The organism is Paracoccus sp. Ld10 (assembly GCF_045064235.1).
In the GTDB taxonomy this organism is placed as follows: domain Bacteria; phylum Pseudomonadota; class Alphaproteobacteria; order Rhodobacterales; family Rhodobacteraceae; genus Paracoccus.
Map to the genome: position 1 here is coordinate 36,132 of NZ_JBISHD010000001.1, position 21,023 is coordinate 57,154.

The following is a 21,023-nucleotide window of genomic DNA, read 5'->3' on the forward strand; positions in this document are numbered from 1 at the left end:
TCACAGTTTCCCAGTCAGTTCTGGAACGGTCGTAAACAGGTCACCGACCAGCGCATAATCGGCAATCTGAAAGATCGGGGCCTCTTCGTCCTTGTTGATGGCAACGATGACCTTGCTGTCCTTCATGCCGGCCAGATGCTGGATCGCACCCGAGATGCCCACCGCGACATACAGATCGGGTGCCACGACCTTGCCGGTCTGGCCAACCTGATAGTCGTTGGGGGCATAGCCGGAATCGACCGCCGCGCGCGATGCGCCGACAGCTGCGCCCAGCTTGTCGGCCAGCGTCTCGATGATGGCGAAATCCGCTTTCGAGCCGACCCCGCGTCCGCCCGAAACAACGCGCCCCGCCGAGGTCAGTTCGGGGCGGTCGCTGGTCACGACCTCATCGGCGACCCAGGACGACAGCGCCGGATCCGCGGCCGCGGCAACCTTTTCGACCACTGCAGCAGCACCCTCGCCTGCCGCGTCAAAGCCGGTGGTGCGGATCGTCATCACCTTTTTCGGATCAGACGATTTCAACGTCTGGATCGCGTTGCCCGCATAGATCGGGCGTTCAAACGTATCGGCATCGATGACTGCCGTCACGTCCGAGATCACCATCACATCCAGCAGCGCGGCAACGCGGGGCATGATATTCTTGGCATCCGTGGTGGCGGGTGCCGCGATGTGTTCATAATCGCCCGCAAGGCTGACCAGCAGCGCGGCCGTCGGTTCGGCCAGCCGGTGACCGTACAGCGCATCCTCGGCCACCAGAACCTTGGTGACACCGGCAATCGTTGCGGCCTCCTGGCCGGCCGCCTGTGCGGCAGCCCCCGCGCACAGCACGGTTACATCGCCTAGGGCCTTCAGCGCGCTGACCGCCTTGGCGGTGGCATCGCGGTTCAGTTCGCCACCCGTGACTTCACACAGCAACAGAACAGCCATCAGACAACCCCCGCTTCTTGCAGTTTCGATACCAGCTCATCGACCGACCCGACCTTGATGCCCGCCTGCCGCCCCTGCGGCTCGCGGGTGCCGACCACCGCAAGGCGCGGGGTGACATCGACGCCCAGATCGGCGGCGGTCTTTTCGTCCAGCGGCTTTTTCTTGGCCTTCATGATGTTGGGCAGGCTGGCATAGCGCGGCTCGTTCAGGCGCAAATCGACGGTGACGATCGCGGGCAGCGTGACGCTGATGGTCTGCAGACCGCCATCGACCTCGCGGGTCACGTGGGCGGCACCGCCCTCGATCTCCAGCTTGCTGGCAAAGGTCGCCTGACCCCAGCCCAGCAGCGCGGCCAGCATCTGGCCCGTCGCGTTCATGTCGTTGTCGATCGCCTGCTTGCCGGCGATGACCAGACCCGGCTGTTCCTCGTCGATCAGGGCTTTCAGGATCTTGGCGACAGCCAGAGGTTCGATATCCTGATGCACATCGTCTGCGGCAATCACCAGAATGGCGCGGTCGGCACCCATGGCCAGCGCGGTGCGCAGGGTCTCGGCGGCCTGCTTGACGCCGACGCTGACGGCCACGACCTCTGTGGCGATGCCCTTTTCCTTCAGGCGGATCGCCTCTTCCACGGCAATCTCGTCGAACGGGTTCATCGACATCTTAACATTCGCAAGATCAACGCCAGACCCGTCAGCCTTCACACGAGCCTTGACGTTGTAATCAATAACTCGCTTTACCGGTACGAGAACCTTCATAATGACTCCTGTCGTCTTGATCGATTTGTCGGGTCCGGGCGTTCCTGCCCGAGGCGGTCTGGCCCAAAGGCCAGACGCCGGGGCCTATCCGCGCATCAGCTTGTTTTCGGGATCATACAGGCAGGGCTCGACCACGGTCGCGGGGACCGGTTCACCGATCACTTCGACCGACAGCGCGGTGCCGATATCCGCCACTGCCGGGTCGACAAAGCCCATCGCGATGTTCTTGCCAACACGGTAACCCCATCCACCCGACGTGATCGTGCCGACACATTTCCCGTCCAACATGATGCTGTCGCCGCCATGCGCGGGGGCATGGGTGCAGTCCAGAACCAGGCTGACGAATTTGCGGCGCGGCCCTTGCTGGACATGCGTCTCCAGCGCGGATTTGCCGATAAAATCGGGCTTGTCCAGTTTGACAAAGCGATCCAGCGCGCTTTCCAGCGGGTCAAATTCGGTGATCAGGTCGGCCTTCCAGTGACGATATCCCTTTTCGAGGCGCATCGATTCCACCGCATGCGATCCGAACAGGCGCAGGCCGTGCTCCTCGCCCGCCTTGCGCAGCGCCAGATAGGCCGCATAGAGCTGATTGTTGGGCACGTGGATCTCATAGGCCAATTCACCCGAGAAGCTGACCGACATGACCACTGCCGGGGCGATCCCGACAAAGGCCCGACGCACGGACAACCATGGGAAGGCCTGTGCGGACCAATCGCCGCGCGACGCGGCGGACAGAACATCGCGCGCCTTGGGCCCTGCCAGAACAAGGATCGTCCAGTCATTCGTCAGCGACTTGAGCGTGACCGAACCGTCATCGGGCAGATGCTTTTGCAGCCAGTCCATGTCATGGAATTCGGACGCTGCGGCGGACCCGTACCAGATCGTGTCGTCGTCCAGATTTGCCAGCGTTGCTTCGGCCTTGATGTTGGCATGATCGTTCAGCAGATAGCTGAGCCCGACCTTGCCGACCTTCTTGGTGACGCGACCGCAGGTCATCTTGTCCAGCCAGTCGCGCGCACCGGGGCCGGTGATCTCGATCCGGTTGAAACCGTTGACCTCGGTCATGCCGACGCCTGTCTGGACCGCCTTCACCTCTTCGCCCACGACATCGAATGTCTCGTTGAAGCGGAAGCTGAAGGTTTCGTGGAAATCCGGGGACGGCTTGATAAAGGCCACGCGTTCCCAGCCGTTCACGACACCGAAATCAGCGCCTTCGGCAGCCAGGATCGGGGTCAGCGGCGTGGTCTTCATCGGACGGCCAGCCGGGCGATGTTCATGCGGGAAGTGGAAACGGAACTCGTTCTGATAATCCTCGATCGCCTTCAGCGCGGTCAGCTCGACATTGCAATGCCCGGTGAACCGGCGCGGATCAATGCCCCAGGTGTCATAGCAGGCCTCGCCATGCACAATCTGCTGCGCCAGCAGCCAGCCGTGGCCGCCACCCTCACCCAACCCGGCGCGCAGGCCGATGATGCAGAACGCATTGCGTTTTCCCGGGATCGGGCCGACCAGCGGAGCGCCGTCGATCGTGTAGGTGATCGGGCCGTTGACGACAGTGTGGATGCCCGTCTCCATCAGCGCGGGCATCCGGGCGAATGCGCCTTCAAGCACATCCATCACACGGTCCAGATCGTCCGGGCACAGTGCGTTGACAAAATTCGGGTCGATGCCGTCCATGCCCCAGGTCTTGCAGTCCTGTTCATAGAATCCGACCAGCAGTCCGTTCTTTTCCTGGCGGCAGTAATAATCGCTGATCGGGCAGCGGATCAGCGGCATGCGGTGCCCGGCCTCTTCGATGGCCTTGATCGGCTCGGTCAGGAAATACTGGTGTTCCATCGACGCCACGGGATGGTGAACGCCCATCATCGCGCCGACTTCGTTGACCCGGTAACCGCAGGCGTTGACCACGATTTCACAGCGGATGTCGCCTTTTTCGGTATGCACCGTCCAGCTGTCGTCGGCATGCTGGGTCAGGCCGGTCACGGGCGTGTGCCGATAGATTTCCGCCCCTGCAAGACGGGCGCGGCGGGCCAGCGCCTGGCACAGCTGCGCGGGGTCGATATCGCCATCCAGCGGATCCCAAAGCCCCCCCAGCAGGTTGTCGGTCGAAATCAACGGGTGGCGGCGGGCGCATTCCTCGGCATCGATCAATTCAAAATCGACGCCCATGCCCTTGGCGACACTGATGAAATGACGATAGCCATCCATCTGCCCCTCGGTATTGGCCAGACGCATTCCGCCATCGGCATGGTGATAGTTGATCGGATATTCGGGATCTTCGGCCAGTTCCTTGTACAGCTTGATCGAATGGCTTTTCAGCCCGACCATGGTCTGTGTCGCTCCGAAATTCGTCACCTGCGCTGCCGAATGCCAGGTCGTGCCGGACGTCAACTCGTTGCGCTCGACAAGCACGACATCGGTCCATCCTTCTTGCGTCAGGTGGTACAGCGTCGAACACCCTGCGATGCCCCCACCGATAACGACGACGCGCGTCTGACTTTTCATGGCTGGTTCCCGTGTTGCAGTTCGTTGATCTGGGTTAACGTAATGAGTGCGACCCCCATCCGGTCAATCGTGATGCCAGTCAGTTCACAAAAACAGAACGAGGCCGTCCGTTCACATGAACGATCTTTCCATCCCGCCGCGCCGGCGCTATGATGCAACACACCAAAAACAATGATTTCTTTTTGGTATATGACGCAAGGTCGCACCGCCGGGTGCCCCACAAGGAATTGCCCGTTTTATAGGCTTATTTTTTGCGCTGGCTGATGGATGTCATTGTGCCCGCCGCCGGGCCGCATCCAGTCTGAGAAGGAGATCGCAAGATGGCAGACGACAACGCACAGCCGAAATCCATCGCTGACCCATCCGGACGGCTGTCGCTGCGTGGACTACGGGTGTTCATCGCGCTGGAACAGGCGCTGTCGGTCGCCGAGGCTGCCAGAGCCCTGGGGCTCAGCAAATCCAATGTCTCCCAGCAGATCACCGCCATGGAAAACGGCATCGGCACCAAGCTGTTCGACCGTACCCGCAGGCCGATTTCGCTGACACCGGCCGGCCATGCTCTCAGCCAGCACGCCCATCGCATCATCGCCACCGTCTCCATGGCCGAAGAATCGCTGGCAGAGCTTAATCTCGATAGCCTGCCAGTCTTGAATTTTGCCGTTATTGACGATCTCGATGCCTCTCTGACGCCGACGCTGGCGGCCTCGCTACAGGCAAAGCTGCCCAGATGTTTCATCTGCACTTACTCTGGCCGCTCTGATCAGGTCACAGCGCGGTTGCTTTCAAGAGACGCGGATATTGCTGTTACCGCGACGATCCCGACCAGCATGCACAGGTTCCAGGTCCTGCAGATCCTGCGCGAAAAGTTTGTCCTGGTGACGGCGCGCGGCAAATACTCGCCCGATCTTGATTGGCGTGCCCAGCTGTCGACGTTGCCGCTGGTTCAATATTCAGAAGCGATGCCGATGGGTCGCCTGGTTTCCGCCCATCTTAAACGCATCGGTCTTTATGTTCCGCGGCGGTTTTCCTTCGAGGCCAGCAGATCCGTCATTGCAACCGTTGCAGGCACAGGCGGCTGGACGCTGACCACGCCGCTCAGCATCCTCGACAGCAAGAGGTTCAGGGATCAGGTCGACCTGATGCCGTTGCCGTTTTCAGGGCTGTCGCGACAGATCTATCTTATCAACAGAACCGACGAGCTGGGCACGCTTCCAGAAACATTGGCCAAGCAATTCCGTGCCTTGCTTCAAAAGGACGCCGTTCACGAATTTGCGCGGATGGCACCGCATTTGGCCGACACCATCGAGGTCCATCATGAGATTCTCATCTGAACCTGTGCATCGGCAAAGCGGTGTCGCTCATATCATCCGACACTCTTGGCCCGCTCTTTCCTCCATGAAATGAATTTAACCGTGCCGTTCTGCGTCGATGCCATTTCCGAAGCGCAATCATGTGCATTGGCAAAATAGCGTCGCTCTGCGTCAGATGTGAGGGGCACGCGCCGGGTGCTTTGCTTGGTACCCAAGGAAGGATCCGCGGCTGTTTGCAACCATCGAACAGATGGCTCAGCAATTCCGGAAACGTACTTGGCTGGATGCCTTGGCGACTCATAGTCACCGGCACGAAATACCCCCCCCAATGCCCTGTCTCGGAGTTATGGACACCGCGACCGCAGCTCAGAAGGCAATTCAAACCGCCTAATCGATGGACATTTAGATTGCTAAAAGATGCATCGTGCGTAAACTTTATGCATCTGGCACGCTTCCGGTGTCGCCGGTGACAGGGCCGATTTCCTCCCCAAGCAGTTCCGGAGAGTTTCTCATTCAACCGATACGCGCCCTGTGGCCGTGCGGGGTAGCTGGAGGACTGGAATGACTTTCAACCCAGAAGGAATGTCTCGACGCTCACTGTTGTCGATGATCGGCACTGTGGCAGGGGCAAGCGCCATGTATGGCGCAGTGGGCGCGCTTGGCTTGGCCCAGGCATCGACTTATGACGGGCGCCTTGAGCTGAGTGGCGATGCCAAGGGCACGCGGGTGCTGATCCTGGGGGCTGGCCTGGCGGGCATGACCGCCGCTTATGAACTTGGCCGGGCCGGGTATGAGGTGAAAGTCCTTGAGTTTCGGGAGAAGGCCGGGGGCCGTTGCTGGAGCCTGCGCGGCGGCGACACCTACACCGAGCTGGGCGGTGAGACGCAGGAGGTCACTTTCTCCGAAGGCAATTACATCAACCCGGGACCATGGCGCATTCCATCCGACCACTACGCAGTGCTGGACTACTGCAAGCGGTTCGGCGTCAAGCTGGAGCCCTTTATCCAGGTCAATTACAACGCCTACCTGCATAACGCTGACGCATTCGACGGAAAGCCGCAGCGGTTCAGGGAAATCTCATCTGACTTCCGCGGCCACGTGGCAGAGCTGCTTGCAAAGGTTGTCGATCAGAATGCCCTGGATGCCAGCGTCAGCGAGGCAGACGCCGAACTGCTGCTTGCAGCCCTGAAACGCTACGGCGCGCTGAACGACGACATGGCATACGCGACCGGCGAGGCATCCTCCTCCTATCGCGGCTGGGCGTCGCCCGAGGGCGGGGGCACGACAGGCAAGCCGGAGCCATCGGAAGTGATCCCGCTCTCTGATATCCTGCAGTCCAACCTGTGGCGCAACCTGACGGCTGGCGATAACCTCCATATGCAGTCGACGATTTTCCAGCCCATCGGCGGCATGGACAAGATCGCGGACGCTTTCGCGCAGGAAGTGGGCGAGGTTATCACCTACAACGCCAAGGTCACCCGCATCCGTCACGAGGGTGAGACCGTCACGGCGACCTGGATCCCGTCAGATGGTGGCGACGAGCAGACGGAAACGGCGGATTACTGCATCTGCACGATCCCGTTCTCGATCCTGAGCCAGATCGATCATGACTTTTCCTCGCGCATGTCGGGCATCATCGACGGCATGTATTACGCCTCGTCGTTCAAATGCGGGATCGAGTTCAAGCGTCGTTTCTGGGAGCAGGACGAACACATCTATGGTGGCATCAGCTACACCACCCTGCCGATCTCGCTAATCTCATACCCCTCCACCGATTTCTTCAGCGATGGCCCTGCCGTTCTTCTGAGCGCCTACAGTTGGGGCGCCTCGTCGTATCAGTTCAACTCCATGTCTCCTGCCGAGCGTCTGGAGACGGTGCTTGGCTATGGCAGCCAGATCCACGCGCAGTATCGGGACGAGTTTGTTTCGGGTGTCTCGGTGGGATGGCACCGCGTGCCCTGGGTGCTGGGTTGTTACGGGATCTGGAAGGATCGGGACGCCGACTACATGGACGCAACCATGATGGACGGGCGCACGCTGATGGCGGGAGAGCATATCTCCTATCTTGCGGCCTGGATGGAAGGCGCCATCCTGTCGGCACTGGATGCCGTTCAGCGCCTCCACACCAGCGTTACAGAAGCATGAGGAGGTCATGATGAGACATCTGCTATTTCCCTTGGTGACACTGGCTGCCTTGTCCATGCCCGCTTATGCCCAAGAGGCTAAGCCGACCGATACACCTGAGCAAGAGGATGTGATAGATACGAGCCAGGAGGCAGGTGAGGTCGCCATGACCCAGCGCGCCGGGTGGTTCGAGGACCCTGCCCGCCTGTCGCAGTCCGGCGGCAAGGGCGTCTATGACGCGGTCTGCGCCGGTTGCCATATGCCGGACGGACAGGGTGCCGAGGGTGCCGGGGCATATCCTGCACTGGCAAACAACGAAAACCTGATGACGCCGGATTACCCCATTTACCTGATCCTGAACGGTCAAAAGGCGATGCCGCCCCTCAGCGGCGTCCTTGATGACGCGCAGGTGGCGGATGTGGTCAACTACATTCGTACGGCATTCGGCAACGAATACAACGAGGACCCCGCAACGCCTGAGCGCGTTGCCGAGGCCCGTGAAGTTCAATGAAAGGATATCTGATGACGCCCAAACTCGCGGCACTTGCCCTCATGCTTCTCGCTGCACCCGCTGGCGCCCAGGAGGTCACCCGCCACACCAACCCGGGCTCTGACTTTCCGATCCTGCAAGCGGTCGAGGTCCCGGCAGGCATGACGACCGTGTACCTGAGTGGGACCGTTCCTTCCGTGATCGATGAAAGCGCTGATCGCAGCAGCGTCGAGGCCTATGGCACCACGGAAGAACAGACCGTCAGCGTCATGAACCGGATCAAGGGTCAGCTTGAGGGTCTGGGAATGGGCGTCGGTGATATCATCAAGATGCAGGCCTTCCTTGTGGCACCCGAAGGAGAAGCCGTGGACTTCGACGGCTTCATGACAGGCTACACCCAGTTCTTTGGTACCGAAGAGCAGCCGAACTTGCCGGTCCGGTCTGCGATGGTCGTCGAAGCTCTGGTCAATCCGGGTTGGCTGGTCGAGCTGGAGGTCACTGCCGTCCGCCCAGCCACTGAGTAACGGCCCACCATCCGCCCCATCTGATGCGTCGCGTTGTCATATCAGACAGGTGGACGGATACTGCACATGGTTCGGGCGCTTTTGCGCCCGAACCTGTTTTCCGTGCCCTGCCCCCTGAAAACCGGACCGTCTGCAACGGAAGCTTTCGGCTGACTGTCCGCAAGCGCCGTCGTCCTTACCGTGGCAGGGTTCTGTTGCAGACCTCTGCTGAGAGAGGCAGCGCGGCACTTTAGAATGGTCGACTGTTCAACGCCTTGAAGACGATGTCCGCGCGTTTTGATTTTCCCGGGGTGAGCGTTCGCACAGCCCGGCCAAGGCGATACCTTAGGCGCTACGTACCGCTTGGGGTCCTGTCAGGGCATCGACAGACATCAAGGTATCATCACGGCGAAGCAGAAAGAGGGCGATGGCCGCTGCAAAGACCGGCAGACCGGCCATGAACAAAAGATTGGAGCCTTCGGCAAGCGGCATCGCGATATGGCTGGCCGTCGATAGCGTCGACGCACCGTGGATCAGCACGCCTGCGCCATAGGTCACCGTCTTGAACAGCCCTGCAATGATGCACAAGCTAAGCGCGACCTGAAGACCTCCGATCACAAACGCCGAGGTCTCTCCCAAGCTCTCGACGCCATAGAACCGGGCGAAAATGCTGATTGTGCCTTCGGCATTGAGCATCTTGTTTGCTGCCCACGCCAGCAGGAACAGACCGAACGTCACGCGGATCAACAAAAGGGACAGTCTTAGATTGGAAGGCATTTATTTTCCTTTGAGTTTCAGTGAGAAATCACGTCGATCTCCCTGAATGGTTCATCACGTCAGGGAGTATTCCTTGGGCGATCAGTCCGGGGACAAAGGCACGTGGATGCGAACCTCCTGCCCCTCCTGGCTTGACCCGAACGTCAGTCGTCCCGACATGCGCTGAACCGCCGCGGCCACGATCGACAGCCCCAGGCCACTGCCTTGGGACATCGTGCCCGGCCCGCGCCAGAACCGTTCCGTCACCCGGTCGCGATGGGCGGGATCGATCCCCAGCCCTTCATCCCTGACGCTGAAGACGATCCATTCGCCCTCATGGCGCGCGGACAGGGTCACGGTTCCGCCGCCTGGTGAATGCTGGATGGCATTCTCGACCAGATTGCGCAGCGCCGACTGGATCAGCACTTTGGGAATATGAACCATGGGGAGGGAATGTGTGACGGTCAGAACGGTAACCTTGGCGGCTTGTGCCTGCAGGTCGGCGTTTGCCGCCGCCTCGTCCAGCAAAGCTGACGGGACAAGAGGATCGGGGTCGGCGGCTTCGTAGTCGATGAAGGTTAGATCAAGCAACTGGCGCACCATCCGGTCACTGCGATCGACCGAGGTCTCGATCGCCTCCAATGCGCGGTTCCGGCTTGCCTCGTCGGGTGCGCGTCGCGCGATCTGTGCCTGCATGCGCATGCCTGCCAACGGGGTCTTCAACTCATGCGCGGCGAAGGCCGTAAAGTCACGCTCGGTCCTGCGGACATGGTCGAGCTTTTCGAACATCTGGTTGAGGGCGCGCCGGATAGGACGGATCTCGCGGGGGTCCCGGGCCGCAGGCAGCGGGCTGAGATCGTCGGGACCGCGGGCGCGCAACGCGGATTCCAGTTTTGCCAGAGGCGACAGGCCACGACCAAGAACCACCCAGATCAGCAGGGTAAGAGCGGGAATGACAACCAGCGCTGGCCACACCAGGCCGCGCATGACGTCGCTGACAAGACTATCGCGAACCGTGATGCGATCACCGACCATGATGCGCAGACCAAGTTCGGAATTAACGGCGGTGAACACCCGCCACGGCTCTCCGTCTATGATCGAGGTGACCAGGCCGGGCGTCTGGGCCAGCTTGTCATTCGGGGCACCTGCTGATGCGCCGACCAGCTCTCCGCGCAGGGACCAGACCTGGCAATAGAGCAGTCGGTTGGGGTCATCGCCACCCGCGCTGGTATCTTCGAGCACGAAGGGCTCGGTGAATGTAACCCCTCCTTCGCGGATAAGAGAGCCCAGCATGTTGGCTGACTCCTCAAGCCGCGCATCCAGCACGGTCTGGACCTGCGCACGGGTCGAGCTGTTGATCCAGACCATTGCCGAAACCCAGATCAGCCCGGTGGACAGGATCAGGATCAGAGAGAGACGCGTGCGCAACGACATCAGTTGCCCTCCGGGGGGTGCGCGTTCATGCGATAACCCAGCCCCCGCTCGGTCTGGATCGTTCCGCGCCCCAGCTTGGCGCGCAGATTGTGGATATGAACCTCTACGGCATTGGATTCGACGTCGTCCTGCCAGCCATAGAGCCGTTCCTCCAACTGCGCGCGCGAGAGAATGCGACCGGGTTGTTCGATCAAGGCGTGCAGGATGGCGAACTCCCGTCGCGACAGGTGGCGAGGGTGTCCATCAACCAGAACCTGCCGCGTGGTGGCGTCGATCGTCAGCCCGCCCCAGACAATCGTCGGGCTGGCACGGCCTTCATGTCGGCGAAGCATCGCCCTGATCCGGGCTGCCAGCTCATCAAGATCAAAGGGCTTGCCCAGATAATCATCAGCACCGGCGTCCAGCCCGCTTACCCTGTCGGTGACCCGGTCCCGGGCCGTCAGCAGCAACACCGGAAGCATGTTTTCTTCTGAACGCATCTCTGCAAGCAGCTGTGTGCCAAGACCGTCAGGCAGCATAACATCAAGAACGACCCCGGAAAATTCCGCTTCGCGCAGCGCCGCGCGGGCGTCAGCCAGCGTCGCCACGGCATCGACCGTGAACCCTGACAGCCCCAGACCAACACTGAGCCCGTCAGACAGAACGGGATCATCCTCTACAATCAGCAGCCGCATGACCGGGCATTCCTTTCTTGGTCGGTGCCTTGTTACCCCCCAACCTTAAGGCGGGCTTAAGGTTGGGGCGGCACTAAAGTGCGAATCCATGGCCGCTTGGCGGAACAACCAGATGGGGGTGGCGCCTCTTGCCCAAGGGGTACCCGCCAACATCAGGGCGCAAGCGCAATCCGAAAGAAGACGATGATGCACAACCTGACCAGACACCTTCTTGCCGGTGTCGCCCTTGTCACGCTGGCTGCCTGCCAGCCAGCGGTCCAGGATACCCCGCAGCCCGCAGCAGCCCAGCAACCTGTCGTTGCTCCTGTCAGTCAACAGACCCTGGCGATGTATGCATCCACCCAGGACGGCGATATCACGGTGCCCGCCATCCCTGCGTCCCTGCTGACGGAGGACAAGGCGCGTCAGGTCGTCGATTACTGGACCGATCACCCGGTGGGCAGCATCATCGTCGATCCCTATGCCAGGCGGCTGTATCATGTTCAGGCGGACAACAAGGCCATGCGCTACTCCGTCGGCGTAGGCGCCGCGGGGTTCGGCTTTGCCGGGGAGGCGCATACCCCCTATCAGCGCGATTGGCCCCGCTGGACGCCGACTGACACCATGCTGGCCGCCAATCCCGAACACTATGGTCCTTCAGCAGAGGGTGTCGAAGGTGGTTTGGAAAATCCGATGGGTGCCAGGGCGCTCTATATCCACAACCGGGGCGGTGACACCTATTATCGCATTCACGGAACACCCGATCCGCAGTCGATCGGCACGGCGTCATCGGCAGGCTGCATCCGGCTGTTCAACCACGATATCATCCACCTTGCCGAGCGGACCGACAGCATGGCCAAGGTCATCGTGCTGACGCAGGCGCAGTCCGGTCAGGGCACCGTTCCGCCCGGAACGGCATCAGCGCCGCAGGTTTCCGCCGACCAACTGTCCAATGCTTATGCCGTCGAAGACATTTCTTCGGCGGGCTAATTACAGTCCTGAGGCGGTCGCCAGCAGATGACGTGATGACAAAGGGGGCCGTAACGACGCCGCGCGACCTGCAGCATGGTGCGCGAAGCATGGGTAAGGCCGTGCCGCAAATCGGGAGGGTGTCGCGTCATCGCCGTGTCGGCGCGAACGCGCGGCCGGCAGGCTGATACATCGGTGCTGCTGGCAATATTCCTTCACGCTGCCTTTCGCTTTTGGCGATGCCCGCTCAGGCGCAGGATGCTGCATCCAAAGCAACGGCCCGCGTCGCGGACAGCAGGTCAGGCTGACATCGCGCGTGTCCCTCACTCCATAGGGCCGAGGTGGCCCGGTTTCGGATGGCGCCGCTGCGCGGGTTGCAGACGCGTTCGATGCTGTCGAAGACAACCGTGCGGGCGGTGCGTTCGGTCGGCAGCGGTAACAGGAAACGGTCCGTTGCCAACAGCGCCATGGTCTCTTGGACCGTCGCCCACCGCGAGTGAACCGATCGCGCCGCGATGCGCAGCCGATCACCGGCCCGATGTCTGCGCTGATCGCGCCATCACCATCGTTCCTGGGCCGCCATGGTGCATGAGGCCCTGCCCGGGCGGCGTTGCAGCGCATCCGCCAAAGGGTCCGCTACAGGTCCAAAGCTGAGCTAAGCGGACGGCGCCGCGCATGCATCCCGGAGAACGGCGAGCGTGAACCGCGTGGTTCCAAATCATCTTTGTCACCATCCCGGTCAGGCCCCCATCAAACGCGCCGCCCGGCCTACACGAGTTCGCTGACACCTGCCGGAGAAAGACGCAGAGCGGCGCCGATCAGCGCAGCATCGGCGCCATGCACGCCAGCCAGCATGGTCAACGACCAGGCAGGGGTTGCCCCCGGCGAAGGGAACACGATCGCACAGCCATCGATCAGGTTCACCAAGGAGGTGTTGCGCAGCATCGCCGCGTTCAGACGATCGAAATCCGCCTCCACCGCGGCGATCGTGGGTGGCATCATGGAAAGTGCAGGTGCGAGCAAAGCATCGAAACCTTCCATGGTCTGACGAAACACACGGACCAGGTCGGCGCGTTCGGCATAGGCGTCGTCGATCTGTTGCGCCGACAGCGTCTCGGCAAATCGGATGCGCGACAGGACGCGGGGATCGCCGAGGGTCTGAAGCCGGTCCAGATCGGCGGCATAGAGGCGATGCGCCTCGACCGCCACGATGATGCGGTTCAAACCGATCCCCGCGCCGATGCGGGCCATGTCCACCGGCTGCAGGTGGTGACCGGCGGCGCTGAGGCGGGCCGTCTCTCTGTCGAACCATTCGGCCATGTCGCGGGAAAGATCATTGGTAAAGGCGCCCTGCGGGACCGCCAGTCTCAGCCGTTCAGCGGGCTGTGGCGCGATCCGGGCGCCCGCCATGACCGACAGCACGCGGCACAGCGTGTCGGCATCGCGGGCCATGGGACCGGGCGTGTCATAGCTGGGGGCCAGCGGGTGGATGCCCGCATCCGGGATCAGCCCCTGACTGGGTTTCATTCCCCAGAGGCCGTTCGCCGTCGCAGGGATGCGCAACGATCCGCCCGTATCCGTGCCGATGGCGGCATCGACCAGTCCCAGACCGACGCTGACCGCGCCTCCTGAGCTGGACCCGCCGGGGATCACCCCCGGGACCAGCACGCTGGAGGGCGTGCCGTGATGCGGGTTCAGCCCCACGCCGGAATAGGCGAATTCCGACATGGAGGTTCGCCCGAACATCACCGCGCCCGCATGGCGCAGCCGCGCGACTACGGTGCTGTCCTCGGTCGCCGGGGACCGCGTGGCCAACAGGCGCGAACCCGCGCCGGTAACCTGGCCCGCCTCGTCAAACAGATCCTTGACCGAGATCAGTATTCCGAACAGCGGCAGGTCCTCGCCCGCGTCGGCGCGGGCCTGCTGGTGACGTGCCTCGGACAGAATGCGCGTGGCGTCCAACTGGGTAAAGATCGCGCTCCGGTCCGGCCGGGCCTTGGCACGCTCCAGAGCATCCGTCACGCGGGAGAGAAGCGGCGTCATGCGATCTCGGCCAGGGTGATGGTGATGTATTCATGGGTGATGCTGCGGCCGGTGGAGGGATCGCGCATCTGCATGCGGAACCGCGCGGCGGGGCGCACGCCGCCCTTGGCGCCGAAGGTGCCACACATCATCGCCGCACCGCCATCCTGCGCCAGGGCGTCGAACGCGGCCCCTTCGATCAGATCGGCCAGGGGGCGGATCGCGGCCAGGGTGCCGGACTGATAGGGCTGCCAGCCTGCGCCTTCGTCGATCCAGCTCTCCAGCTCGATCGTTTCTAGGCGGTCGGCCACGCTGTCCCACGCCCACAGTTCGGCCGCGCAGGGTTTGGCGCAGACCTGTTTCGACAGGGCCACGGAATGCGCCTCCAGCTTGCGGTCGGTGTGGTCCGAGCCAAGGCCAAGCCAGCGTTGCCCGTCCGACTGGATGATCAGCGGCTCTACCTCGCCCGAACTGTCGGGGCCGACTGCCTCGATCCGGTCGGACGGGGACAAGAGCCCGGCCGCGACGCGGTAGTAAAGCGGCGTGGCCGAGGGGGGCGTCACGCCAATCGCGGCCAACTCCTCGATATGGTGCTGGATCGCGGCTGCGTCGCGGCCGGTCCAGCCAGCGACGACCATATGACGGACCGCGATGTTCAGGGGCGCGCCATTGCAGGTGAAGTTCATGTTGAAGTATCCTTTCAGAAGGCAGAGGGCAGCCACAGCGCCAGGCCGGGCAGCGCGATCAGCGCGGCGACCATCAGGGCCATGACCATGACATAGGGGATGACGCCCATGATGACGTCGTTGATGGACCCGCGTTTGCGCGCGCCCTGGACCACGAACAGGTTCAGCCCCACGGGGGGCGTGATCAGCGCCATTTCCACTAGCACGATCAGCAGGATACCGAACCAGACCTTGTCATAGCCAAGGTCCGCCATGATCGGCACGACGATGGGGATGGTTGCGACCATGAGTGCCAGCGTCTCGATGAAGAAGCCCAGCACGATATAGAGCGCAATGACCAGCAGCAGCGTGCCAAAGGGCGTCAGGCCCGACCCGCCGATCAGCTGCGACAGCTGCCGCCCCAACCCCGCCGAGGTCATGGCAAAGTTCAGGAAATAGGCCCCCACGATGACCAGCATGATCATCGCGGAAATACGGATTGTGCCCTCCAGCGCCTGCGCGATGGCGCTGCGCGACAACCCGTCGCCCGCAGCGGCGATCACCGCCGCCATGGCGACGCCGATGGCCGCGGATTCCGTCGGCGTGGCCCATCCCGCATAGATCGAGCCGATCACCACGCCGAACAGCACCATGATCGGCAGCAACTGCGCCAGGCTGTTGACCCGTTCGGACCAGTCGAAACTGCGCGACGGGCCGCCAAGCGCCGGGCGCACGATGCAGATCAGCGCGGTCACGACGATGAACGCCAGGGCCAGCAGCAGGCCCGGGATCAGCCCGGCCAAAAACAGCTGCGGGATCGAGGTTTCGGTCAGGAACCCGTAGACGATCAGGTTGATCGAGGGCGGGATCATGATCCCCAGCGTGCCCCCCGCCGCGATGGCGCCCGAGAACAGCCGCGGGTCATAGTTCAGCCGCTCGGCCTGAGGCATGGCGACGGTCGCCACGGTGGCGGCGGTCGCCACCGACGAGCCGGACGTGGCCGAGAACATGGTCGCGGTGGCGATGTTGGCATGGACCAGCCCGCCGGGCAGCCAGGACAGCCACTTGTCCAGTGCGGCATAGGTCCGCTCGGCAACGCCGCCGCGCACCAGGATCTCTCCCAGCAGGACGAACAGCGGAATGGCGATCAGCGTACTGGAGGCGGAGGACGACCAGATCATCTGGCCCATCCCGCGCAGCAGCGGGAAGGCCGAATAGAACTGCGAGACCCCGATGCCCAGCAGGAACAGGACGATTCCCACCGGGATCGACAGGGCCATCAGGCCCAGCAGAGAGATTGCGACGGTCCAGATCATGGCTCGACCTCCGATCCGATGCCGATGGTGTCGTCCAGCGCGGCGCGGCGGCCGGCGATCAGAAAGGACAGCGCGACCAGCGTGACCACCGTGGCGCTGAGCGCGAACCACAGCCAGCCCGCGAACCAGATCCCCTGCGGGATCCACAGCGGCGTCTCGAGCGGCGTGTTGGCGCGGGACCCGCGTTCGATGGTCTTTTGCAGGACGGGCCAGCATTGGAATGCAATCAGCAGGACGACGCCGTTGGTGACGATCATCGCCAGGATGTCCATCGCAGCGCGGCCCGTGTCGCCCAGCTTCAGCCGCACCACGTCGATGCGGACATGCGCGCGTTCCAGCAGCGCAAAGGCCAGGCCCCAGCTGGCGACGGCGGCCATGACATAGCCCGACAGTTCGTCCGACCCGCCAAGCGATCCGAGGCCGAGGCCCCGCAGCGCCACGTCGGTCAGGATGAACGCCACCGTCAGGATCAGCGCCAACCCGAGGATCAGGGCCACGGCCCTGTTGGCGCGCCGAAGCGCGCCAAGGATGTGATCGGCCATGGTCTTAGCGGTCGATGGACAGGCCGACCGTCTGGCCAACCGTTTCGTTCCAGCGCGCCGCCCATTCGTCGCCCGCCCGTGCAGACCAGTCGGGCAACACCTCGGTCAGCAGGATTTCGCGCGCCTGCGTCATGTCACCATCGCTGGCCTCGACCAAGGTCATGGAAGCACGGCTGCCGTCGCAGGACGCGTCACCCGTCAGGCAGGCGATGTCCCCCTCCAGGCCGCCCTGAGCGGCTTCCCATGCGGGGGCCTCCAGCCCCTCGGCCACGGCACCGACCAGCATGGTCTGCTGATCACCGGTCAGCCCGTCGAAACGATCCGCGTTCATCGCGATCACGACCGGGTCCCACCCGCCAAGCGGCAGGGTCAGCAGGTGGTCCGACACCTCCCACCAGCCAGCGGAATAGCCCGACCCCGCGCCCGTCACCGCACAGTCGATCACGCCGCGTTCCAACGATCCGGGCACCTCGGAAAAGGCGATGTTGATCCCCTCGGCACCCAGCGCCTCGAGCAGTTTGGTCGTCATCCGGCCCGAGCCGCGCACCTTCTTGCCCTGCAGATCGGCCAGCGAGGCGACCTCGCCCCGGCAGAAGACGACCTGCGGCGGATAGGGCGCGATGCCCAGCACCTGCGCGCCAAAGCGGTCGCGCATGATGTCCTCGACCATCGGGCGGGCGGCCTCGACCATGGCCTGCGCCTCGGCCGCGTCCGTGGCGATCAGCGGAACGTCCAGCCCCTCCAGCTCGGGCGCGTCGCCCACGGTGTAGTCGGCGACAGTCGCACCAATGTCAAAGACCCCGTCGCCCAGCATCCGGTAGACATCGGCACCCGCAATGCCCATCTGGTCGAAACTGGTCAGCTGTGCTGTCATCTGGCCATCCGTCATTTCGGGCAGGCGTTCGGTCCAGAAGGTCGATTCGAACTGCTGATACAGCGGTAGGTTGGACCAGCTGCCCACGACCGAGAACTCCTCGGCCATGGCGGGGGCGGCCAGCGTGCTGCCGGTCATCAGGATGGCGATGGTTTTTTTCATTGGTTCTCTCCTGTTGGTTTCTTGTTGTTTAAAGCGCCTGACCGGGGCCGGTCAGGATGCGTTCGGCCCGCGCCGCCGGAATGTCGGTGACCAGCATGTGGCCGGGCGCATGGGTCAGGGCCAGAGCGGGGCGCGCGGCCTCGATGGCGGCCTGGGGCGTCACCCCGCAGGCCCAGAAAACAGGCAGATCGCCGGGCTCGATCACCGGTGGGTCGCCGTAATCGGGCCGGTCCAGATCGGCGATGCCGATCAGCGAGGGGTCGCCCAGATGGACAGGCGCGCCATGGGCCAGGGGAAAGCCCGCGCAGATCTGCACGGCCTCGATCGCGTCGGCGGCGGGCATGGCGCGCATGCTGACCACCAACGGGCCGCCAAAGCGTCCGGCGGCGCGGGTCATGATGCTGGTCCGATACATCGGCACGTTCCGTCCGGCCGACGAATGGCGCACCGGGATGCCGGCCTGGATCAGTTCATCCTCAAAGCTGAAGGAGCAGCCGATCAGAAAGCTGACCAGGTCATCCCGCCACAGATCGGCGATGTCGGTCGGCTCTGCCACCAGCACGCCATCGCGCCAGACCCGATACCGTGGGACGTCGCGGCGGATGTCGATATCGCGGCCCAGGGTCGGCAGGGACGGATCGCCCGGCGCGCCCACCGCCAGCAAGGGACAGGGCCGCGGGTTCTGCTGGCAATAGCGCAGGAATTCTGACGCCTCCGCCGAGGGCAGGATGACCAGATTGCCCTGCAGCGCGCCGCCGCCAAGACCCGCGGTCGGGGCGTCGTGCGTGCCGCAGCGTATCAGGCGACGCAGAACCTCTGGATCGGTCATGTCTGACGTCATACGTGTCATATCGTCCTCGCGTCACGGCATGCGGAAACTGTGAGGCCGGAAGACTGATTGAATCAAGAACGCAATCGACTGCAGTACTGATCCCCTAAGGTGATCAGTCAGCAGAGGCTTCGATGGCGGCGCGGGTGACCTCACGGCCGATTTTCTCGTTGCGTTCTGCGTCATAGCAGATCGCAAATTCCAGATCAGGCAGGCGGGCCTCAGGGCGGACGGTGATCTCGTCCACTCCGGCATGGGGCCAGGATCGGACGATGTCATGGGGGATGGTGCCGATGCCAAACCCCTGCCCCACCAGATGCAGCGCCGTGGCCAGTGATGCTGATCCATGCACCGCAACCGGCATGTGCCGCCCCGATGACAGCAACTGAACGACCTGCCGATGAGGAATGGTGCGCTTGGGAAACGACACGATCGGCAGGCCTGCCAGCACGTCGACACCGGCGGGCTGTGGAACGGCGAAATGGACGGGCGATCCGAACCACCCCAGGGTCACGGGCGGCAGGGGCGTCATGACGATCCCGCGTGGTGCCTGGTCGCGAAGCATGATCGCCACGTCCAGCCCGTCCTGCGCCAGCTGCAGACCCATCTGTTCCGAAGTCTCGACCGAGATCTCGAAGCGGAGGTCAGGGTGGCGGGCGCGCAGCGTCGTCAGCATGCGCGGCAGGACAGTATGGGTCATTGTCTCGGCCACGCCGAGGCGTACGATCCCCGCCATGACCTTCTGCGTAAGCTCTTCGAGGATGCGGTCGCGCTGTGCAACCAGCAGCTCGGCCTCATCGCACAGGCGCCGGCCCTCGGCGGTCAGGCGCACCCCCCGCCCATCGCGTTCAAAGATGGCGATCTTCATACGGTCTTCGAGGTGGCGCACACGCCGGGAGATGGCAGACTGCGCCATGCCCAGACGGTCAGAAGCCGCACGAAAGCCTCCGTGACGGACGATGGCATAGATGATCTCGATGTCGCGAAAGTCGAACATTACGCAAACTGGAGTGCAGGCGTAGCATCCGTCAAGCCACAAGAGCCTTCGGGACCGATGATTCAACGGTCTTTGGGCGTCAATTCGGCACTGGGTCTGGCATCAGCAAAACGCAGCCAGATGCCCCGGACCGACCCGACTCTCTTACATGGCCCCGGACGCCCAAAGCCAGACCCCCACTTGTCGCCGCAGCGATACAACCACTTTGTGACGAACTGTGGTGATGTCGGCTGATCGGTACGCGCAAACCGCGCGCTAGGGTCAGGACTCGTTCTTGATCACAGCCAGAACAGAACGGTTGCGGCCAATGCGATTGCGGAGAGGTAGGTCTCCGGGCACCTGTCGTAACGTGTGGCGACACGTCTCCAGTCCTTCAGACGACCGAACATGATCTCGATGCGATTGCGCCTTTTGTAGCGGCGCTTGTCGTATTTCACGGTTTTCTTGCGGGACTTCCGGCCGGGGATGCAGGCTTTCATCCTCTGTCCTGCAACGCTTTTCGAAGCCAGTCAGCGTCATAGCCCCGGTCTGCCAGAAACCAGTCGGCCTGCGGCAGGCTGTCCAGAAGCGCCGCCGCGCCGGTATAATCACTGACCTGCCCTGCCGACATGAAGAACCAGATAGGTCTGCCTTTCGCATCGGTGACGGCGTGCAGCTTGGTGTTCATGCCGCCTTTCGTTCGACCGATCTGGCGACCGCGCCCCCCTTTTTCGCATGCAGGCTACAAGCCGTGCGGTGCGCCTTCAGATACGTCGCATCGATCATGATTGTCTTTGGATCAGCACCCTCGGCGGCCAGGCCGACCATGATCCGAGCAAAGACCCAGTTATCGCTCCAACGCTTCCAGCGATTGTAGAGGGTCTTGGCTGGTCCGTATTCCCTCGGTGAATCGCACCATCGCAAGCCATTGCGATTGATGAAAATAATGCCGCTCAGCACACGCAGATCATCAACTCGCGGACGGCCATGGCTCTTGGGAAAGAACGGGCGAAGGCGCGCCATCTGCGCTTCGGTCAGCCAGAACAAGTTGCTCATCGATCAGGTCTCCTTGCGGCGGCCTGAATCACGCAAAGGGCGTAAAATCAATGGGTCTGGAGCCTAAGAATTTGATTTCATACAGCCTGTCCCGTCCAAGGGGATTGCCGGCCACGGTGGACAAGCAAAGGCGCGTCTCCTATTCAGGGCAA

19 protein-coding genes and 1 pseudogene are annotated in these 21,023 nt (G+C 62.7%); 5 read left to right on the top strand and 15 right to left on the bottom strand.

Features of this window, described 5'->3' with window-relative positions; all coding sequences use genetic code 11:
* The 3 genes from ACJJVR_RS00165 to ACJJVR_RS00175 all read right to left on the bottom strand — a co-directional run bounded on the left by ACJJVR_RS00165 (nucleotide 1) and on the right by ACJJVR_RS00175 (nucleotide 4,190).
* Nucleotides 1-927 (bottom strand): electron transfer flavoprotein subunit alpha/FixB family protein, encoded by a 927-nt coding sequence (locus ACJJVR_RS00165; protein ID WP_405401241.1) that lies wholly within the window; start codon nucleotides 925-927, stop codon nucleotides 1-3.
* Nucleotides 927-1,685: an electron transfer flavoprotein subunit beta/FixA family protein gene (locus ACJJVR_RS00170; RefSeq protein WP_405401243.1), complete on the bottom strand. Its 759-nt coding sequence runs from the start codon at nucleotides 1,683-1,685 to the stop codon at nucleotides 927-929. Before ACJJVR_RS00170 ends, ACJJVR_RS00165 begins: the two co-directional genes overlap by 1 nt.
* A gap of 84 nt (nucleotides 1,686-1,769) precedes the next feature.
* Nucleotides 1,770-4,190: an FAD-dependent oxidoreductase gene (locus ACJJVR_RS00175; RefSeq protein WP_405401245.1), complete on the bottom strand. Its 2,421-nt coding sequence runs from the start codon at nucleotides 4,188-4,190 to the stop codon at nucleotides 1,770-1,772.
* A gap of 320 nt (nucleotides 4,191-4,510) precedes the next feature.
* Here ACJJVR_RS00175 and ACJJVR_RS00180 point away from each other — a divergent pair, with 320 nt between their 5' ends.
* The 4 genes from ACJJVR_RS00180 to ACJJVR_RS00195 all read left to right on the top strand — a co-directional run bounded on the left by ACJJVR_RS00180 (nucleotide 4,511) and on the right by ACJJVR_RS00195 (nucleotide 8,638).
* Nucleotides 4,511-5,521, top strand: coding sequence for a LysR family transcriptional regulator (locus ACJJVR_RS00180; protein WP_405401246.1), 1,011 nt, complete (start codon nucleotides 4,511-4,513; stop codon nucleotides 5,519-5,521).
* Nucleotides 5,522-6,106: 585 nt separating this feature from the next.
* Nucleotides 6,107-7,645 (top strand): flavin monoamine oxidase family protein, encoded by a 1,539-nt coding sequence (locus tag ACJJVR_RS00185; protein ID WP_405401282.1) that lies wholly within the window; start codon nucleotides 6,107-6,109, stop codon nucleotides 7,643-7,645.
* 7 nt (nucleotides 7,646-7,652) lie between these two features.
* Complete coding sequence (locus ACJJVR_RS00190; protein WP_405401248.1) at nucleotides 7,653-8,135, top strand: c-type cytochrome; 483 nt, start codon at nucleotides 7,653-7,655, stop codon at nucleotides 8,133-8,135.
* An 11-nt stretch (nucleotides 8,136-8,146) separates the two neighbouring features.
* Complete coding sequence (locus ACJJVR_RS00195) at nucleotides 8,147-8,638, top strand: RidA family protein (RefSeq protein ID WP_405401250.1); 492 nt, start codon at nucleotides 8,147-8,149, stop codon at nucleotides 8,636-8,638.
* Nucleotides 8,639-8,962: 324 nt separating this feature from the next.
* Here ACJJVR_RS00195 and ACJJVR_RS00200 read toward each other — a convergent pair whose 3' ends face one another.
* The 3 genes from ACJJVR_RS00200 to ACJJVR_RS00210 form a co-directional block, all read right to left on the bottom strand.
* Nucleotides 8,963-9,364: a hypothetical protein gene (locus ACJJVR_RS00200; RefSeq protein WP_405401252.1), complete on the bottom strand. Its 402-nt coding sequence runs from the start codon at nucleotides 9,362-9,364 to the stop codon at nucleotides 8,963-8,965.
* 111 nt (nucleotides 9,365-9,475) lie between these two features.
* Complete coding sequence (locus ACJJVR_RS00205; protein WP_405401254.1) at nucleotides 9,476-10,807, bottom strand: ATP-binding protein; 1,332 nt, start codon at nucleotides 10,805-10,807, stop codon at nucleotides 9,476-9,478.
* A complete protein-coding gene (locus ACJJVR_RS00210; RefSeq protein WP_405401257.1) occupies nucleotides 10,807-11,481 on the bottom strand; it encodes a response regulator in 675 nt (224 codons plus the stop codon). Before ACJJVR_RS00210 ends, ACJJVR_RS00205 begins: the two co-directional genes overlap by 1 nt.
* A gap of 327 nt (nucleotides 11,482-11,808) precedes the next feature.
* Here ACJJVR_RS00210 and ACJJVR_RS00215 point away from each other — a divergent pair, with 327 nt between their 5' ends.
* Complete coding sequence (locus ACJJVR_RS00215; protein WP_405401259.1) at nucleotides 11,809-12,450, top strand: L,D-transpeptidase; 642 nt, start codon at nucleotides 11,809-11,811, stop codon at nucleotides 12,448-12,450.
* Nucleotides 12,451-12,676: 226 nt separating this feature from the next.
* On the opposite strand, the gene ACJJVR_RS00220 is transcribed toward ACJJVR_RS00215, so the two are convergent.
* The 9 genes and pseudogenes from ACJJVR_RS00220 to ACJJVR_RS00260 all read right to left on the bottom strand — a co-directional run bounded on the left by ACJJVR_RS00220 (nucleotide 12,677) and on the right by ACJJVR_RS00260 (nucleotide 20,871).
* Nucleotides 12,677-12,898, bottom strand: a complete 222-nt coding sequence (locus ACJJVR_RS00220; RefSeq protein ID WP_405401260.1) for a hypothetical protein — start codon at nucleotides 12,896-12,898, stop codon at nucleotides 12,677-12,679.
* 299 nt (nucleotides 12,899-13,197) lie between these two features.
* Nucleotides 13,198-14,472: an amidase family protein gene (locus ACJJVR_RS00225; protein WP_405401262.1), complete on the bottom strand. Its 1,275-nt coding sequence runs from the start codon at nucleotides 14,470-14,472 to the stop codon at nucleotides 13,198-13,200.
* Nucleotides 14,469-15,137, bottom strand: coding sequence for a DUF2848 domain-containing protein (locus tag ACJJVR_RS00230; protein ID WP_405401264.1), 669 nt, complete (start codon nucleotides 15,135-15,137; stop codon nucleotides 14,469-14,471). The genes ACJJVR_RS00225 and ACJJVR_RS00230 overlap by 4 nt, the downstream gene beginning before the upstream one ends.
* 14 nt (nucleotides 15,138-15,151) lie before the next feature.
* Complete coding sequence (locus ACJJVR_RS00235; RefSeq protein WP_405401265.1) at nucleotides 15,152-16,432, bottom strand: TRAP transporter large permease; 1,281 nt, start codon at nucleotides 16,430-16,432, stop codon at nucleotides 15,152-15,154.
* Nucleotides 16,429-16,974, bottom strand: a complete 546-nt coding sequence (locus ACJJVR_RS00240) for a TRAP transporter small permease subunit (protein ID WP_405401267.1) — start codon at nucleotides 16,972-16,974, stop codon at nucleotides 16,429-16,431. Before ACJJVR_RS00240 ends, ACJJVR_RS00235 begins: the two co-directional genes overlap by 4 nt.
* 4 nt (nucleotides 16,975-16,978) lie before the next feature.
* On the bottom strand, nucleotides 16,979-18,010 hold the full coding sequence (locus ACJJVR_RS00245; protein ID WP_405401269.1) for a TRAP transporter substrate-binding protein: 1,032 nt from the start codon (nucleotides 18,008-18,010) through the stop codon (nucleotides 16,979-16,981).
* Nucleotides 18,011-18,038: 28 nt separating this feature from the next.
* The gene (locus tag ACJJVR_RS00250) at nucleotides 18,039-18,839 is read right to left on the bottom strand and encodes a putative hydro-lyase (protein WP_405401271.1); all 801 of its coding nucleotides are present in this window, start codon (nucleotides 18,837-18,839) and stop codon (nucleotides 18,039-18,041) included.
* Nucleotides 18,840-18,954: 115 nt separating this feature from the next.
* On the bottom strand, nucleotides 18,955-19,836 hold the full coding sequence (locus ACJJVR_RS00255; protein ID WP_405401273.1) for a LysR family transcriptional regulator: 882 nt from the start codon (nucleotides 19,834-19,836) through the stop codon (nucleotides 18,955-18,957).
* 278 nt (nucleotides 19,837-20,114) lie between these two features.
* Nucleotides 20,115-20,871: pseudogene (locus ACJJVR_RS00260) on the bottom strand (IS5 family transposase).
* Nucleotides 20,872-21,023: the final 152 nt, after the last annotated feature.